Annotated in this window: 10 protein-coding genes; 4 read left to right on the top strand and 6 right to left on the bottom strand. The window is 39.0% G+C overall.

Annotated elements, in window-relative coordinates:
* Positions 1 to 9 precede the first annotated feature (9 nt).
* From ABFX33_RS25305 to ABFX33_RS25280, 6 genes are all read right to left on the bottom strand, one after another.
* Entirely contained in the window at positions 10 to 1,527 is a 1,518-nt protein-coding gene (locus ABFX33_RS25305) for a RagB/SusD family nutrient uptake outer membrane protein (protein ID WP_346089041.1), read from the bottom strand.
* A 10-nt stretch (positions 1,528 to 1,537) separates the two neighbouring features.
* Positions 1,538 to 4,474 (bottom strand): SusC/RagA family TonB-linked outer membrane protein, encoded by a 2,937-nt coding sequence (locus ABFX33_RS25300; protein ID WP_346089040.1) that lies wholly within the window; start codon positions 4,472 to 4,474, stop codon positions 1,538 to 1,540.
* Between the two features lie 584 nt (positions 4,475 to 5,058).
* The gene (locus tag ABFX33_RS25295) at positions 5,059 to 7,359 is read right to left on the bottom strand and encodes a GH92 family glycosyl hydrolase (protein ID WP_346089039.1); all 2,301 of its coding nucleotides are present in this window, start codon (positions 7,357 to 7,359) and stop codon (positions 5,059 to 5,061) included.
* 10 nt (positions 7,360 to 7,369) lie between these two features.
* Entirely contained in the window at positions 7,370 to 8,089 is a 720-nt protein-coding gene (locus tag ABFX33_RS25290; RefSeq protein WP_346089038.1) for a basic secretory protein-like protein, read from the bottom strand.
* A gap of 13 nt (positions 8,090 to 8,102) precedes the next feature.
* On the bottom strand, positions 8,103 to 10,454 hold the full coding sequence (locus ABFX33_RS25285) for a GH92 family glycosyl hydrolase (RefSeq protein ID WP_346089036.1): 2,352 nt from the start codon (positions 10,452 to 10,454) through the stop codon (positions 8,103 to 8,105).
* A 170-nt stretch (positions 10,455 to 10,624) separates the two neighbouring features.
* Positions 10,625 to 11,611: a LacI family DNA-binding transcriptional regulator gene (locus ABFX33_RS25280; protein WP_346089035.1), complete on the bottom strand. Its 987-nt coding sequence runs from the start codon at positions 11,609 to 11,611 to the stop codon at positions 10,625 to 10,627.
* Positions 11,612 to 12,020: 409 nt separating this feature from the next.
* On the opposite strand from ABFX33_RS25280, the gene ABFX33_RS25275 reads away from it, so the two are divergent.
* The 4 genes from ABFX33_RS25275 (at position 12,021) to ABFX33_RS25260 (ending at position 18,928) form a co-directional block, all read left to right on the top strand.
* Entirely contained in the window at positions 12,021 to 12,593 is a 573-nt protein-coding gene (locus tag ABFX33_RS25275) for an RNA polymerase sigma factor (protein WP_346089034.1), read from the top strand.
* A 122-nt stretch (positions 12,594 to 12,715) separates the two neighbouring features.
* Complete coding sequence (locus ABFX33_RS25270; protein ID WP_346089032.1) at positions 12,716 to 13,843, top strand: FecR family protein; 1,128 nt, start codon at positions 12,716 to 12,718, stop codon at positions 13,841 to 13,843.
* A gap of 164 nt (positions 13,844 to 14,007) precedes the next feature.
* Positions 14,008 to 17,481, top strand: a complete 3,474-nt coding sequence (locus ABFX33_RS25265; protein WP_346089031.1) for a SusC/RagA family TonB-linked outer membrane protein — start codon at positions 14,008 to 14,010, stop codon at positions 17,479 to 17,481.
* 4 nt (positions 17,482 to 17,485) lie between these two features.
* Complete coding sequence (locus ABFX33_RS25260; protein ID WP_346089029.1) at positions 17,486 to 18,928, top strand: RagB/SusD family nutrient uptake outer membrane protein; 1,443 nt, start codon at positions 17,486 to 17,488, stop codon at positions 18,926 to 18,928.
* The last annotated feature ends 11 nt before the right edge of the window (positions 18,929 to 18,939 follow it).

The following is an 18,939-nucleotide window of genomic DNA, read 5'->3' as shown; positions in this document are numbered from 1 at the left end:
GTTACTTCTTTACTTCCAATAAGCATTTTGTTCTATTAACTTATTCTGTGAGAGGATTTCCTTTGCGATAGGCCAGTAAATACCATCATCGGCTATCAGTTGTGCCAATTTCGGATTGTCATGTTTTATCTTTTCGCGGCGGATCATATCATACCAGCGATGCCCTTCCCCCATCAGTTCCCGTTTGCGTTCCAGGAAGATCGCGTCAACCAAATCACCATTAGCAGTTTCGCTGTATGCTTTAAGGCCCCTCCTTTCCCGAATTTCATCTAATAGCTCGATAGCGGCGGATTTTTCACCAAGTACAGCCAAGGACTCCGCCCGCAAAAGAGCGACATCCTCCAAGCGGGTTAAAATTGTCGCACTGGTAAAAATCCGAAAAGTGGGATCAGAAGTGCCCCCCATGATACATTTGATCTTACTGAAAATCGGATATTTACCATTGAAATTCCGGAAGTAGACTTCCGTGTTCGGATTGCCCAGGGTATCTATGCTGAAACGCTGATCTTTTTTCTCATTGAATGTCTTTAGAATCATTTCTTTAGGCATGTAAATATCGGGCACAGATTTATTCACCACAGGCGCCGCCAGTGTAAGTTCCTCAATATGACCTGTAAATGAAGCTTCGACATGCGCCCAGATATAGGGAAAGGAAAACATCTGTTCGGATCGTTTTTCAAAGAAAAAACCATTGCCATCCGTCAGGAAAGAAGAAGATAAATAATAAGCTCCTCCTTTCGAATAATTATCCATCACAAATTTGGAGTAAGATGCGACATCAGCATAATTCGCTTGCCAGGCGGCCAAATGAGCTAAGATCGCATAGGCGGAAAGCTTCCGTACCAACGCACCATTCCAGCGTGAGGAGCTTTCATTATAATAATCCCCAATCTGCTGCTCATCGCCAGTGCTATAGGAATAAGGCAGCAGTTGTGCCGCCTCATACATTTCTTTTTCAATCCAGGCATAGAGCTTTAAACGATCTTCGCGAGGCTTATTTTCAAAATTGCCATCATGAGAATTTAAGATCAAGGGGACATCTCCCCAAATACGTACCATGTTGAAATAGGCATAAGCACGTAAAAATCGCGCTTGGGCAACATCCACTACAAGGTTATTTTCGGTATACCGCATATCCTTCTGGCGTACTTCTGGTGCACGTTCCATAAATATGTTTGCGGCATTGACCACCGCAAACCAGCGCCGCCAGTTGGATAATGCATTTAGCGATTCATAATTCGCTTTGAGATCATTTTTTATAATGGCTTTCAGGTCTTGCCGGTTTGGACTTTCAAAATCACCGGATCGTACATCTCCGTAAAGCCAATATCCGTTATTATCGTCCAATGCGGCCTTGGTTAAACCGTATATACCCATCAGCCCAGCACGCGTATCTTCCAAAGCATTCCACATATTTTCTTCTTTGACCGTCCGCGAAGAATCTATATCAAGCATTTTCTTGCACCCGCCGCCAAGAGCGAGCAAGAAAATTGGTAAAACACGAATAATGAAGTAGTATCTTTTCATGTCTGTTTGTTTAAAAATCAACTTTAATACCTAAGGTGTAAATTCGGGGGATACGCAATTTGGACCCAATATCGTAACCCGTATAATCGACAATCTCGGGATCCACACCGCTATAAGATGTTATGGTCGCGACATTATTCGCAGAAACATAGGCATAGGCATTTTTAATACGCTGTGCACTTCCACCGAGCAAAGTCGTCAGATTATATCCCAATGTGATTGCGCGAATCTTCAAAAAAGAAGCGTTCTCCAAGAACAGGTCCTGATCTGCCTGATACGCAATGACCGAACTCCAAGGGTTATACAACGGATACTTACTATAGTCGCCTCTTTTCTCCCAATAGGTAATCTCCTTGACCGCATCCAACTTCCGGGCCCCTTCATTATTAATAAAATCAAAACGATTTGCCATCTCTTGATTAATGAGCTCACGGCCGATATTGTAGTACATATTGATACCTAGATCCCACTTCCCAAACACAAAGTTGTTGTACCAATTTCCAAAAATGGCCGGTAAACGATGCCCTTGCAAAGTTCTGTCATCATCATTTATGGTATTGTCGCCATTTTGATCCTTCCAAATGGGATCACCTGCTCGCAACTGAATAGCATTATAGGTCATTCCCGATGGTACTTCCGCATCTGTCTTGTAAATCCCTTCATTGGAAAGAAGCCAATATTGATCCAGTGACTTGCCAACTTCCAATAAATTATTCCCAATAACCAAGCGATCAAGTCCATTTGGCAATGCTTTAAGTTTGTTTCGATTGTGAGACACATTAAGTGCCGTAGACCATTTAAATGTTTTGGATTGGATCGGATCGAGACCGATTGTTAATTCCGCCCCGGCATTTTGAACATCCATTCCTGCGGAATAACTTGATTTGTATCCATACTCACTAAAGGAAGGGATATTGATCAGCTGGTTTTTAGTCTGTTTCAGGTACAGATCCAAGGAGACATAAAAGTTCTTTTTTTCAATTGCGTAGTCAAGACCTAAATTGCCCTGATCAGTGTAGGCCCAGGGAATATTATAACCTACCCATCCCGATTCGTAAGGCCGCACCAGTCCAGCGATCGCATTATAGCCGGCAACCAACTGATTGCCTGTAAAACCCATTTGAGCGACATAATTAGGTCCCTGTGCAAAATCATCAAATACATTGTTTATTCCAATACGTCCCAGACTCAGTCGAGCTGTCAGGTCTTTCAGGTTTCTATTTGTATTGAAATAACTGTTTTTGATATTCCAATTTACAGAAAGCGATGGTGTAAACAGCCATCTTGCATCGGGCTGAGCATTAGAGGATCCATCGGACCGCAGCAATAAGGAGACATCAACCTTTTTGTCATAATTATAGGTCGCTTTTCCATAAAAAGAGACTAAATTATGGCGAATACGATCTAAAAATTTAAAAATAAGTGCTTTAGGATAAGCCGTAGCTTCCAAATAATTCGGAAGATTAATATCATCCTCCAAAAGATTGACTTTGATAAAATCATTTACTCCTTTGTAAGCGTAAGCGTAGTTATAGCGGTACGTATCCCATTGCAAGCTATTTCCGATCAATAGATTCAGGTTATTTTTAGCATCAATTTTCCAGTCATAATACGCTTTGTTGTCAAATACAGCACGCTGGTTATAGCCATAATAATTGGAAGCAAAATTATTGGATTCCATGAGCTTGCTATGATAAAATTGATCCCGGTAGCCTTCATTATAATCGACCATACCAGTCGAAAGAAAATGGAAATTACCTAAATCGATTTGTAGCTTACCGTAGCCCTGTACAATATTAGACTTGTTATTGTCAAAGCCTTTTTTGTAAAAGCCCAAGTACTCATTATAGACCTCCTTGTTAGGCGACAATGGTGCCGATAGATCGGGGAAATAGGCTAACTGCGCAAAACGATCTCTCAGATTTAAATTTCTATTACGATCGAGTCTGGTTAGATTTGCCTGCATGGAGAATGTCAGCCAAGTCAATGGACGCATATTCAACCCAAACAAAGCGTAGTACTTATTTAGCTTCACTTTCTCTGAAATACCTTTATCCTGAGTCGATCCAGCAGCAAATTGAAAATTCGCGCGAGGGCCACCGCCAGAAAGGTTCGCATTTAGGTTATATACCAAACCATTGTTATAATAGGAGTCACTCCAATCCGACTTACCAAAGTAATTCATATTGAGTGAATCACTTAGATACACAGGATAAGAATCTCCATCATCGTATTTACCATTCGATGTATACAAATCATAAAACTGTCTTCTGAATTTATTCTCGTATTCACCGTTGATAGTCGTCACCTGTGGACGTTGTGCCAACCCCGTATACATATTGACGGCTATACGATTGGTTTTATCGGACTGATATTCTTTGGTCTGGACGACAATTGCTCCATTTGCGGCATTAGGTCCATACATGGCTATTGCCGCAACATCTTTAAGGACCTCAATAGATTTGACCATATCAATATTGATATTGGCCAAGAGATTTGTTGCCGGTCCAATTCGCTCGAGATCATAGGTCTGTACGGCATAGGCGAATGGATGTTCTCCTACTAACGGGATGCCATCTATCACAACTAATGGTTGATTTTGAAAAACATCGATGTCAGAAAGCAATGGTCTCGAAATACCACGAAAATACATGGGTTGTTTAGTTCCAGGTTCACCAGATGGCTCTGTTACATAAAGTCCCGTATTGTTCCCTTTTAAATACTGCTGAAGGGATGTATAAGGTAACAAGCCTTGCTTCTTGATCTCAACAGGATTGACTTGACTAACTTTGGTCTGAAATATGGAGTCTAATTTTACAGTTCCAATCTGAAGCTTAAGACTATCCGAAGGAGCTAATTGCTTATTATCCTGACCAGAAACAAGAGAACAGCAAGCACAGGACCATCCCAAGACAACGAGTCCATTCAAACACCTCTTTTTAATCATGTACATAAGAATGATATATAATTAGGTTATTTTACTTTTCTAGTTTAATTGGTTATAATACCCCTGAACCAGAGGCCAATTGGGTGTGTTTTTTTCGAGATAAGAAAATTAGTCAACTTCTTTCTCAAAAACCCGTTATGCAGTATCAAATAGAACTACCATCATAATTTAAGGTTTAAAGTTTATATAAAAAACGTTTTAGCATAATAGGAAATACCTTTCTGTCAAAACTGGTTTACTTACTTAATTGGTCAGCACTTATCGCTCTTGGTTATACTGAAGATATATAGAAAACGGAGAAAAAAAAATTTTTTCTCTGTTTTTTTTGTTTTGCTAAACTGGTTTAGTGAGCAACATTAAGCTATTTTGCGTCAAAAAACTCGATTTCTGACCGCTCAAATCGAGATTTGCTAAAAAAACTCGCTGGCTATTTTTTTTTCAAATTGTAACAGTTTATCGAAAACTTCTTTCAAAAATCTATTCTGTTCCCTTTCGGGTAAAGGGCTTAAAAAATAGAAAAGACCGATCTGCAAACGATCGGTCTCTCCACTATTATAGTAATTAGTTCTAGTTTAGCTGAATTATCACTTTCCTCTCTTGGGCTTATTTGTCATTTCAAATACCAATTCACCACCATTCGTTAGGCTACTATACGATAATTTCAAATTATCCAAGAGTTTACCATTCAAAGTCACCGATTTAACATATACATTCTTCTCAGATTGGTTACGCACAGTAATGCCAATACTTTTCCCGTTTTCTAGATTGATCTTCGCAGATTTCACCAATGGGCTTCCAATCCAATAGGCATCCTCGCCTGGTGCTACAGGATAAAATCCAAGCGCTGTAAATAGATACCAGGCGGACATCTGTCCACAGTCATCATTTCCACCCAACCCAGCATGTCCATTATGATATTGATTTCGAATAATCTGACGTAAACGTGCCTGCGCCTTCCAAGGGCTCTGGGTCATGTTATACAAATAGGCAACATGATGCGAAGGCTCGTTTCCATGTACATAATTCCCAATAATTCCATCTCGGGTGATATCCTCGGTATGCTCAAAATATTTATCGGGAAGTTCCATTGTAAATAAAGAATCCAGATAAGTCTCCAGTTTCTTTTGCCCCCCCATAAGCTCCATCATCTCCTGAGGTTGATGTGGGACGTACAAGCTATAATTCCAGGAATTCCCTTCAATGAAGCCTTGGCCATGGGTATCTAATACATCAAATTTCTCTTTAAACTTCCCTTGAGAATTCTTTGGTCGCATAAAACCTATTGCAGGGTCATAAAGCGATTTCCAACTCTCAGCACGTTTCGAAAAAGTACGGTAGATATCTTCTTTCCCAAGCTTCTTTGCCAATTGCGCGATACACCAGTCATCGTAAGCATACTCCAGTGTATTCGAAACCGAAGTACCAGACACATCATCCGGAACATATCCTTTATCCATATAGGCTCCTATTCCCTCATAATTACGGGTATTTGCCGTTTGCACACAAGCTCGTAATGCCGCTTCGGGATCACCTTTATACACACCTTTCAATATGGCATCAACAATGACAGATACCGAGTGATAACCACTCATACACCAATTGTCGTTGGCATAATGTGACCAGATCGGCAACATTTTCAATACGCTCTGATCGTAATGCGCCATCATTGACGCGACGATATCTGCATTGCGCGAAGGGTTAATCAGATTCAGAAGTGGATGGAATGCCCTAAACGTATCCCAAAGGGAAAACGACGTATAATTCGTAAAACCCTTAGCTTGATGAATCTCCTGATCCAATCCCTTATATTCACCATTTTGATCCATATAGATGGTTGGCATCAGACTCGCATGATACATGGCAGTATAGAAATTGATTAGATCCTCCTTGTTCAACATATCCACTTCAACCTTGTGAAGCTCCTTTTCCCAGGCCGTTTGTCCTGCATGCACATATCCATCAAAATTCCAGTTCGGAGCCTCAACTTCCATATTGTTGAGTGCATTCTTCATACTTACTGGGCTCAGCGCAACTTTCATCAGAATAGATTCGTCGGCTTTCGTGTCGAAGTCCAAATGCAGCTTGATGTTGTGAGCGGCTAGATCGGGAAAATTATGCTGTTGATCAAACTTACGCCAAAAACCGTTATACACTGATTTCCCATCTTCATATTTGGCGCCATAGTTTTTGAATGGTTTGGATGTCTTTATCGCAAAATAAACGGTACGTGTCCGGGACCATCCATTCGTTTGGCGATACCCTACCAAAGTCGAGTCATTCAATACCTTGACAACCGTCCAGACATTTTTACCGTCATAATTATAAATTCCAGCAGTTAGATCCACCACAAGATGTGAAGCATCTGATTTCGGGAAGGTATAACGATGAATTCCTACGCGTGTGGTAGTTGTTAATTCAGCTTTAATCTGATGTTTATCAAGCAAAACACTATAGTAGTTGGGCTCGGCACGTTCATTTGCATGCGAATAAGGAGATCTATACCCCTCCTGAGGTTTATCTGCAGTTCCTGGATTGAGCTGCACCTTCCCCTGGGTTGGCATGACCAATATATCCCCAAGATCAGAGTGGCCAGTACCACTAAAGTGTGTATGGCTAAAGCCCACAATCGTTGGATCACCATACTGGTAACCAGCACAGTATTTATACACATCACCATTGTACTGTCCATTTACAGCATAGGATAAGGTATCCGTATCCGGACTTAGTTGTACCGCTCCGAAAGGAACGGTCGCCCCGGGGAAAGTATGCCCCATCCGAGCGGTTCCGATCAGTGGTTTGACATACTGAATCAATTTGGTTTCTTGTGCTCTTAATAAATAAGGGGCACATAACAAACCGAAACAAACTAAACTTCTTATGTTCATCGCTTAAGGATTAGATCTTTGGATTTTGACTATAAGCACTCCACAGCTCGTCAATCGTCTTCCCGGTCTGCGCTTTCCAGAAATCATCTGTATACGTTTTACTCCGCATTGCTCCATCCAATTTTTTAACAAAATCCTTTTTCACATTTTTATTAATCCAGTAGAGGAATCGTGCCGTAGTACGATAAGAATCTGTATACTTTTGTTTCTCTGTATACTCAGGTAACTTCCAATTTGCTCCAGCATTATCTATTCCGTCATCAAAACGAACAAAATCTGCGATCCCTTCAGTTACCCACCAAGGTCCGGCCCCATCAGGATAAGCCTGAACAATGTGCATCACTTCATGGGTAACAACATCAATATCACCCGGATTTTTGGCAAACCACTCCGGGCTATATCGTACAATACCTCCAGCTGTTGCGGCCACGCCCTTATAATCTGGATCAATAACAAAAGACACTTTTTTGATAGTCTTGCTATTATATTTTTTTGCCAGTTTGGGATAATTAGTAAAATAAGCCGCCACCAATCTCTTCTTTAGTGCAGGACTAAAATCCTTGTCTTTATTGATCCAGATTAAAGTATATCCACCTTTGGTGATACTGTCGACATCTACAGCCACCTTTCGATCATTTTGTGTATGCTGCCAATTATCCTGTGCGGAAAGCGAGCAAGAATACATTAAAGCGACAACAGCAAGCGTTCTTTTCAAATAATTAAAGTTCATAATTAGGTTATTGTTATTTTTTCTTTTTTGCTTTTTTTGAATTCACACCCGTGTTCAATTCACTTGTCATCGAATATGGAGCTGCGCTCAAGGTAGTTCCTCTATTATAATTCGGTTTAGCTGTCATATCAAAATTAAGATTCCCACCTTCATGAAGTGCCTTATGACTTAACCAGTTTTTACCATAATCTGTTCCATTCAACTGCAGTGCATTGACATAAACATTTTTATCCGAATTCTTAGGTGCATCTATTGTCAATGTCTTACCATTTTCGAACGTTAATGTAGCTTTTTTAAATAATGGAGCCCCGAGCACATATTCGTCTGTCGCTGGACAAACCGGATAAAAACCTAGCGCAGAAAATACGTACCAAGCCGATGTTTGACCATTATCTTCATCGCCACAATAACCGTCAGGAGTTGGCTTATACATTCTGTCCATAACCTGACGCACCCAATATTGCGTTTTCCATGGTTGGCCTGCATAATTATACAGGTATGGCATATGCTGAATCGGCTGGTTACCATGCGCATATTGCCCCATATTGGCAACCTGCATCTCCCGAATTTCATGGATAATACCACCATAATAGCTATCATCATAATTTGGAGCCTGAACAAATACAGAGTCCAACATATTGACAAAAGTTTTCTCTCCACCCATTAAATCAATCAGTCCCTGCACATCATGGAAGACACTCCAGGAGTAATGCCAACTATTACCTTCAGTGAATGCATCCCCCCATTTCAATGGATTGAAAGGAGCTTGGAATTTACCATCTTTATTTTTACCACGCATTAAATTGGTGGAAGGATCAAATAAGTTCTTATAATTCTGAGCACGTTTAGCATAGAGATCAATTTCAGCCTTAGGACGGTTCAATGCTTTTGCCAATTGGTATATTGTAAAGTCATCATAAGCATATTCCAATGTCCGGGCAGCATTTTCATTGATTTTAACATCATAAGGCACGTAGCCTAAGCTATTGTAATATTCAACACCTTTACGTCCAACAGCGGTCATTGGCCCCTCATTGTTTGCACCATGTTGCAAAGCTTCATATAATTTGTTGATATCATAACCACGCAAGCCCTTCATATAGGCATCCGATACTACCGAAGCAGAGTTGTTACCAACCATGATATCAGCATATCCAGGGCTGCTCCATTCAGGCAGAAACCCACCCTCCAGATAAGCATTAAGCAATCCCTCCTGCATTTCTTTATTGATAGAAGGATACATAAAGTTTAGGAAAGGATACAAGGCTCTAAAGGTGTCCCAAAAGCCTGTACCACCAAACAAATATCCTGGTAGCGTTTTACCATTATATGGGCTGTAATGGACAGCCTTTCCTTGCGCATCGATTTCATATAGTTTATTCGGAAAAAACAATGTGCGATACATTGTCGAATAAAATGTGCGCAATTGATCGATATCATCACCTTCTACCTTAATTTTACCTAAGGTCGTATTCCATATCTGGCGTCCATCTTCTTTAATTTGGTCAAATGACTTATTACCAAGCTCATTTAAGTTTAACATAGCTTGGTCAGCACTGATAAAAGAGGACGCAACCTTTACCTGAACAGGTTTTGATTTATCCTTCACTTTGAAACCAACGATGGCGCCCGTATGGTCACCTTTGATTTGCAGCTGGCCGTCTTTCTTTTCTTTTCCCGCCCAAGTAGCAACACTAGCAAAAGGTTGATCGAAAACAAGGACAAAATAGTTCTTAAAATTTTCAGGCAATGGGCCGCGTGCATATTTCGATGAATAGCCAATGATCATATTTTTTTCGGGGATGATCTGCACTTCCGAACCTTTTTCATAAGCGTCCAAAACGATATAAGCATCATCCGTCTTATTGAAAGAGATACGAAACATCGCAGCACGTTCAGTCGGTGTCATCTCTGCTGTCACATCGTGATCAGCCAAGTACACTGAGTAATAATATGGTTTTACAATTTCCGCTTTATGCGAAAACCAGCTTGCACGTTCATCCTGATCAAAAACAGGCTTTCCAGTAACAGGCATAATAGAGAAAACACCATAATCATTCATCCAAGGAGAAGGCTGATGTGTCTGCTTCAAACCACGGATTTTATCAGCTGTATATTGATACTGCCATCCATCGCCATTTTTCCCGGTCTGTGGGGTCCACATATTCATCCCCCATGGTCTTGCTATGGAAGGATAAGTATTCCCGTTGGATAGCTCAAATTTGGATTCTGTACCCATTAAAGGATTCACCAGATCGACAGCCTCCATTTGCTGTCCTCTAAACTTCTGAGCCAAAACCGGTTTTGCGTAAAACAAACCCAAGGACAGTAATGACCCTAGAAAAACACTTAATGATTTCTTCATTATTTAGGATATATATAAATATTTCTACTAAAACGTATTAGTAAAGATATAAAAAAGAATATTAAATCAAAAAAACTCGGAGCTTTCGCATATTAGGTCTTATGATTTTTACAATAAGGCTTTATTTTTTAGACCAAGTTTCGGACTTATCCCCGCTTCAGATATGGATACTATCTTTTGATCAAATTTGTCGAAATCACATATTCCTTGGGACTGGTAATCCCGCTATCTATTTCTTTCAACAACACCTTCACACAGGTTTTTGCCAATGGCTCCAATGGTTGTTGGATGCATGAGATCTTAGGATTTAATATATCGAACAATTCATGATCATCAAAAGAAAACAACGGAAAATTAAAATGTTCCCCTCCTTCAGAACGAAGCGATTTCAAACCGAGGATGCAGAGATAATTGGTCGTAAAAAATAAACCATCTAAGTCCACATTCTTAGATACCCAGCTCCGCAAAGCAGCTATACCTTTTTGTCGCAAACGATTGTATGGTAATTGCAATATCCGCACTTGCATACCCGTTTCTTCACAAAATTGCAAGTAGGCATTTTTACGTGCCAGCATCTGAGGCTGATCCGAATCAATGGTAATCAACCCAAAGTTCTTACATCCGATTGACTGTAAATGCAAACAGGCCTTCCAGCTGCTATCACCGTTGTCAATATGAACATAATGTGTCGCTACTTCTGGTGAATTTCGATCAAAAACGACCAAAGGAACTTTATTTTCCAGGATTTTTCGTTGATGCTCCTCCAAATTTACAGTAGGTGCCAACAGTATACCTTCAACTTTCTTTTCGAGCATAAAATCAATAATGTCCTGCGCATTTTGGGGATCTCCTAAAGTACTGCTGTAGAGTACATGGTAGTTTTTCTTACGCAAAAGCTCTTCGACATGTAGCGCAAAAGGCCCGAAAAAGGAATCGCCTATATTTTCAACAATCAAGCCAATGGTATTCGAACGTCCTGTTGCCAAACTTTTTGCCAGCGAATTGGGTTTGTACCCGACTTTCTCGACATAATCAAGCACACGCCTCTCAAGCTCCTTGCTGATACGAGCCTGTTCGGCTTTATGATTGATCACCAATGAAACGGTAGATTTGGAAACATTAAGTTCCTGCGCAATTTCTTTAATAGATTTGGCCATAAGAGCATTTCATAAAATTAAGTGAAATTAGAAAATAAAATGAAGAATATGCTCTTATTGAGGCAAGGGAACACTAACACAATCGTTTGCGCAAAATTAGCTGAATGTCTTTTTAGATATTCTGGCGGTTATTCACTTGCTTATATCAATACCTCCACCTCATTTATGCACCTGACATTTAGTTGTTCCTACAACATTGCACCTATAGCAAACAACTTATCCTAAGAAAATTTTTCGTAACAGCGATTTTATCAACAAGACATCCATCACATAAGCAATTTACCGTTCATTTTTAATTTTATCGTATTTTAATAAATTATTAAAAGTAAATGTAAAAATCGAGGTTACTTTATCAATCTTATAATGAAAATATTATTTTTTTTTTAAATTTACTGGCTGCTAGCTCCTTATGAAAAACACAAGATCATACCAATACCAAGAACTCCTACCTCTTATACAACAAGGGGATCAGCGTGCTTTTTCGGTGCTGTATGATTTATTTGCCCCCGATCTAACTTCTTTTATTTCAAAAAAGATCAGTAGCCGTGAAGCTGCCGAAGATATACTGCATGACCTCTTTATTTCAGTTTGGAAAAATAGAGCTTTCATTACAGAAATAGAGTCTCTTCCAGCTTATCTATTTAGTTCTTGCCGCTATTTGGTACTTGCCCATTACCGCAAAGAAATGAGAATGCAGGTTACCCAAGGCGTTGAACATCTTGAGTTTGAAGATCAATCTATTCCGATTGAAGATCGGCTATATTACCGGTACGTCATTGACATTGTTGCCAAGGAAGTAGAAAATCTACCTCAAAAATGTCAGGAAGTATTCAAATTGAGCCGGGAATATTACATGAGTAATAAAGAGATTGCACAAAAACTGGGTATTAGTGCGTCCACAGTTGAAAAGCATATCAACAAAGCCATTCGACATTTACGCACGGCGACAGGTCACCTGTTCCACTTTGTGTTATTTTTCTAACCTATTAATCAGTTATTTACACTGAAATTCTCACAAAATAATATTTTTTTTACGTTTTGAGTAGAAGCTCTTCTCCTTTTACGTCACTTGTATTATAACCAACCAGTATAACGCTGCTATTTATGAAGCAAGTGAAAGAATTATATAAATTACTTACCCGTTTTCTGAGCCGATCCGAAAATATTGATGAGCGCAAACAGCTTTTTGACTGGTTTGATCTGCAATCCGCTGATCAAATCCCAGAGAAGCAATTTTCAACCATTCAAAAGAATGTAAAGGATCGTTTGTTGACTGAAATCGGCGGAATAGAAAAAAAATCCACTACGATAAAGTACATACAGGTTGTCAGTACAGCTGCGGCTGTATTGCTGATCAGTTTTTTCGCTTATAAATACTGGCCCACAGCAGAACACATCGCTTCCAATAAATTATTGGCATCCATTCCTCCGGGAGGTGAAAAAGCCATTATCACGCTGGCAGATGGGAAGCAGATTAACCTCGACGCATTAGCGTTAAATCAAACTGTTCAAATCGGGGAGACAATTTTAACAAAAGATGCGCGGGGAAAGGTCAGTTATCGAAATGCCAAAACCGGAAAAATTGTTAGCCAGCAAAATATATTAAAAACGCCCAAAGGCGCTACGTATGAGTTAGTCTTAGCGGATGGCACCTTAGTTAGCCTTAATGCTGATTCGAAATTAATCTATCCTTCTTCATTTGAATCCGGAGATCGTATCGTTGAGCTGGAAGGTGAGGCCTATTTCCAGGTGACAAAAACAAAAGATCACAAAAGTTTCATTGTTAAGACAAAAAATCAGCAGACAAAAGTACTGGGTACAAAATTCAATATTAATGCCTATTCGGAAGAGGAAGGCGTACGTACCAGCCTAGAGGAGGGCGCCGTTATTGTTTCCAAGCAGAATAGCGCTGTTAGGTTAAGACCCAACGAACAAGCTTTTTCCGAGGATGGAAAACTCCGGTCAAAGACGATCAATATAGATCAGGTGCTTAGCTGGAAAAGCGGACAATTCTACTTTGATGGCACCAATACCGCAGCGGTATTTAAGGACATCGCAAGATGGTATGATATAGATGTTACTTATAATAATAAGAGCAATGCCAGTCAATATATAGGAAAAATTCCCCGGAATTTAAGCTTAGAAAAGCTCATCGCTCTTTTAAATTATGCAAATATCCAAACCAAAGCTATTGTGGGGAAAAACAATAGAATTAACTTAATCATTACATAACCAAACCATTAACGAAATGAAAAGCGAAAAATTCCCTCCCTAATAAGAGCTTATTAATATCAATAAAAGACGGATCCTGTTGGCGCAGAACCCGTCCAGCTTAATTGGTATTAAAGTATCGTCTAACTTCTAAATTATTAACACGTTAAAACCAAACGAATTTAATGAAATTTACCTTAACTCCGTTCACTAAGAAGGAGAAAGATTTTCATTCGACCAATTTGGATGCTAACCTAGCGTCCAACATATGGCGGATTTATGAAAAACAAAAGCCTCTTTTTGCGCGCCCATTATCCAGATCTCTCATGAGGATCAACTTAATCACCCTACTACTAGGCCTAGGTCTGTCTCAAGTAGATGCAAACACCTATGCCCAACAGATTAGCTTAAAAAAGCAAAAATCGAGTCTGGAATCGATCTTGAGAAACCTCGAGAAACAGAGCGGTTATTCATTCTTTTACAAGAAAAATGAGATCAACCAGATCATTGATTTAACTGCTGAAATTAAAGATGCCCCTTTTAAACAAGCGTTAAATGTTATTCTCAACAAAGCAAATCTGTCTTATGACTTTTTTGATAAAACGGTAGTTATCAAAAAGAATCAATTTAATAATTTCCAAACGAAGCCCTCAGTAGCTTTTAGACAAATAAATCAAACGGTTAACATCATTCAACAGATTATTAAAGGTATGGTCATAGACGATAGCGGAAAGCCGGTATCAGGAGCAACCTTAAGACTCAAATCCAATGCTAAAAAGGCTGTCGTCTCAGCAGCTGATGGCTCGTTTAATTTGCCGCTAAGTGCTGCTGGAGAAACTATTGTTGTTTCTTCCGTTGGCTATGATAGTTTCGAGTTCCAAGCTAGATTTACTGGGCATCCTTTTATTGTCAGGTTAAAAAAGACCGAAACTAAAGTTGACGAAGTTGTGGTGACAGGAATGATGATCCGCAAAAAAGAAAGCTTTACTGGAGCTACTGCATCATTCACTGGTGAAGAACTAAAAACAGTTAATAATCAAAACGTAATAGCAAGTTTACGGGCTTTAGATCCCTCATTTATTCAAATTGAGAATAATGCAATTGGATCTAATCCAAACATGTTACCTACCATCGAGCTTCGAGGACAGACTAGCATTGCTAGTTCAAATCTACGGGATCAGTTCTCAACAGACCCAAATCAACCTCTTTTCATTTTAGATGGTTTTGAGACTAATCTCAGAACCATTATGGATCTTGACATGAACATTATTCAAGGGGTAACTATTTTAAAAGATGCAGCATCAACAGCCATTTATGGATCTCGTGCTTCAAATGGTGTTATAGTAGTCGAAACGATCAAACCGAAAGCAGGAAAAGTCTTATTATCCTATACAACTGATCTACAAACTCAACTACCAGATTTATCGAGTTACAATATGATGAACGCGCGTGAAAAGCTAGAATTTGAAAGACTTTCTGGTCGATACACTGCTACCCTCCATAATCAACAGCTGGAATTGGATGCACTTTATAACGAACGTCTTGGGAATGTTTTACGCGGAGTAGATACATATTGGCTAAAAGAGCCTATTCAAACAGGTTTCTCCCAGCGACATTCCCTGAGTGCTCGTGGGGGTGAAGGCGCAGTAATTTTTGACATTGGCACTAACTATAAGAAAACAAAAGGAGCAATGAAAGGCTCTGGACGCGAAGACTGGGGAGCAAATATCAATTTAAATTACAGAACAGGGAAAATAAATATTGCGAATAGAGCATTTGTTACTGGATATAAAAGTAATGAATCTCCTTATGGGTCTTTTTCTACTTGGGTAAATACAAACCCATATTTCGAAAAATTGTCTTCCAGCGAAAAGTATCTTGCCTATAGAGCCCCCTCTACAGTGGGTGGTAGCACCCTATCTATATCGAATCCCCTCTATAATGCTAATCTAAATAGTTTCAATGAGGGAAAGAACTATATCATCAACAATAATTTGATGATGACATACGACATCAACCAATCTTTACGCTTAACAGCAAGCGGCCAGATAAGCAAAGGGTTAACAAATTCAAATGACTTTACTTCTCCTTTAAACACAAAGTTTGATGGATTAGAAAACGCTAAGAAAGGAAATCTGATACATAGTGAGGCTTCTGCATTTAGTTTTACTACAAATGCTATGCTGACTTACTTCCGGACTTTTAGAACAAATCATTCGCTCACGGCAAATTTACGCGGAGAAATAAGTGAATCCCGAAACTCAATAAATGGCTATACTGCAGTTGGATTTCCTGCTGCAAGCAATGGAAATCCAAATTTTGCTTTTGGATTCCTGACAGATTCCAAGCCTTCTGCGTCAAATAGGGTGACGAGAAGAACCTCTATCGTAGGATCCGTAAATTATTCTTATGCACAAAAATACAACCTGGATTTAAACTATAATCTTGATGGCTCTACAAGTTTTGGATCCAATAATCTATTCTCTCCTTATTATTCAGCTGGAATAAGTTGGAATGCCAATAAAGAAAACTTTTTTAAAAATATTCCCTGGGTCAATGTCTTAAGATTAAGAGGAAATATTGGTATAACAGGGAATCAAAATTTTGGAAATGTAAGCCAATCCGTATTTAATTATAACACAGATATAAATAGGTTTGGACAAGGAATATCACTATCCGCACTTGGAGCGCCAGATTTAGAATGGCAACGCACAAGGCAAATTAGCGTTGGCATGGACGCGACATTATTTAACAATAAATTGAATGTCCAATTAAACGCATATGATAAATATACCGATCCATTGGTGGTAGCAGTTACTTTACCATCATCTACAGGTCTTTCAGCCTATCCCTTTAATGCTGGAACACTAGATTATAAGGGTTTAGAATCGACGATAAGCTTCTCTCCTATCTACCGACCTCAGGACAGAATAGTTTTGACCTTTGGCATTACGGGATCAATGATGAAGGCTAAATATGCAAATTTCGACAATAAGCTCAACTCATTAAACAATGAGATGCGAGAAAGTAATGCGCTTGTTCGCTATCGAGATGGTTATAGTCCCAATAGTTTATGGGCAGTTAGGTCGCTAGGTATCGATCCGACGACAGGACGAGAAGTATTCTTAACAAAATCAGGCCAACAAACATTTAATTACAATTCGGATGATATAACGTCTGTAGGTAATTCCCAGCCATTAGCAGAAGGAATATTGAGAAGCACATTTGCCTATAAAGGATTCACTGCCAATGTTATGATTAGGTATATTTTGAGAAAAGATAATTTCAACACAGCATTATTTAATAAGGTTGAAAATATATCAAAAGACAATGTTGAAAACAATCAAGACAAACGAGCTTTATACGAACGCTGGCAACAACCTGGTGATGTTACACAATTTAAAGCTATCAGCATTACTAATACAACGCCTATGTCTTCCCGATTTATTCAACGTGAAAATTCATTTAGTGGAGAATCGATTAATCTGGGTTATGAATTTAGAAACAACAGATGGTTAGATCAAGCCAAATTATCATCACTACGTATCAACGCCTTCTTGAATGACATTTTCTATACCTCAACTATAAGAAGGGAGCGTGGTATTGATTATCCTTTTACCCGTTCAGTATCTCTAAGTTTAAACGCTACTTTCAAATAAGATAATGAAAAACAAAATTATAATCCCTTTGCTATTCATAGCGATAAGTCTAGCAAGCTGTAACAAATGGTTAGATGTTAAACCTGAAGACAAATTTATCGAAGAGGAGGTGTTCAAGACGCCCGCTGGATTCTATGATGCATTGAACGGTATTTATTTGAATCTAGGCAGCAATAACTTATATGGTAGAGAAATTAATTTAGAGACACTAGATATTCTCGCACAAACCTATTACATTTCTACCTCCCAAAGTGATCTACGCAAGCAACTCGTCATCTTTAACTATGGAGATAAAGGTGTCAAAGAGAAAATTGATAACATTTGGACAAATTTGTATGTCAATATCACCAATATCAATCGCTTCTTAGAAAATCTTGATACGTATGGCAGTGTATTAGATGAACAGACCCTAGCAATGATGCGCGGAGAAGCGCTCGCAGCTAGAGCATTTATATATTTTGATCTACTCCGAATGTTTGCACCAGCCTATACTTTGGATCCTGAATCAGAAAGAATTCCTTATTATAAGAATACCTCATATGAAGCTGCCCCATACTCAAAAAGTTCTTATGTCTTAAAAAATATTTTAGGGGACCTACAAATCGCCGAGAATCTTTTACAAAAGTTCGATCCTGTTCTATCGATGGACAAAGTAGATCAAACTACTGGTGCGGTTGAATTAGGGAGTAAGCCTTTTCTCCAATTTAGGAACTATCATTTTAATTATTTTGCGATAAAAGGTTTACAAGCTAGAATACAATTGTATGCAGGAGACAAAACAGAAGCATTAAAAGCCGCTGAAATTATCATTGCTTCAAAAAATAAATTCCCTTGGATTCAGTCCTCAGATTTAAGCAATACATCAATTATCAACCGGATTTTTTCGAAAGAATTATTGTTTGCTTTTGAAAACCCGAAACTCTATCGAACCTTCGATGAGCTTTTCAACCCAGCGCTTGAAGACCGTTATATTTTATGTTCAGGAACGACTAATAAATTTCTGAATACAGTATATGAAAACTGGGAAAATGATTACCGATATAGCACAAACTGGAGAACAGATGGCGGCAAAACATATCCCGTTTTCTATAAATATCGCGATATCGAAAACAACGTTAACCGAAATTACAGATACACAGTTCCAGGCATTAGATTAAGCGAAATATTTTTAATCGCCGCGGAGAGCGAACAAGATCCTATTAAAGCATTAGCCTACTTGAATGAATTACGTATTAACCGGAATTGTAATGCCTTACCGAACGAAGCTGGTTTATTAGAGAACATAAAAAAAGAGTATCGTAAAGAATTCTATGGGGAAGGACAGTTATGGTACTACTATAAGAGAAATAATGTTCCGACTATAAATGGCGCAACTACGACGAATAAGACCATGGTAGCTGATAATTTTACGTTTCCTATTCCACTTTCTGAAACGGAACCAAGATAAAAAATAATGAT

The sequence above is a fragment of the Sphingobacterium ginsenosidimutans genome (assembly GCF_039536865.1).
GTDB lineage: Bacteria > Bacteroidota > Bacteroidia > Sphingobacteriales > Sphingobacteriaceae > Sphingobacterium > Sphingobacterium detergens.
This window is presented reverse-complemented; position numbering and strand designations above follow the sequence as displayed.

Coding starts and splice junctions, on each gene's coding strand:
- ABFX33_RS25305 (WP_346089041.1), bottom strand. CDS start 1,527: ATGAAAAGATACTACTTCATTATTCGTGTTTTACCAATTTTCTTGCTC.
- ABFX33_RS25300 (WP_346089040.1), bottom strand. CDS start 4,474: ATGATTAAAAAGAGGTGTTTGAATGGACTCGTTGTCTTGGGATGGTCC.
- ABFX33_RS25295 (WP_346089039.1), bottom strand. CDS start 7,359: ATGAACATAAGAAGTTTAGTTTGTTTCGGTTTGTTATGTGCCCCTTAT.
- ABFX33_RS25290 (WP_346089038.1), bottom strand. CDS start 8,089: ATGAACTTTAATTATTTGAAAAGAACGCTTGCTGTTGTCGCTTTAATG.
- ABFX33_RS25285 (WP_346089036.1), bottom strand. CDS start 10,454: ATGAAGAAATCATTAAGTGTTTTTCTAGGGTCATTACTGTCCTTGGGT.
- ABFX33_RS25280 (WP_346089035.1), bottom strand. CDS start 11,611: ATGGCCAAATCTATTAAAGAAATTGCGCAGGAACTTAATGTTTCCAAA.
- ABFX33_RS25275 (WP_346089034.1), top strand. CDS start 12,021: ATGAAAAACACAAGATCATACCAATACCAAGAACTCCTACCTCTTATA.
- ABFX33_RS25270 (WP_346089032.1), top strand. CDS start 12,716: ATGAAGCAAGTGAAAGAATTATATAAATTACTTACCCGTTTTCTGAGC.
- ABFX33_RS25265 (WP_346089031.1), top strand. CDS start 14,008: ATGAAATTTACCTTAACTCCGTTCACTAAGAAGGAGAAAGATTTTCAT.
- ABFX33_RS25260 (WP_346089029.1), top strand. CDS start 17,486: ATGAAAAACAAAATTATAATCCCTTTGCTATTCATAGCGATAAGTCTA.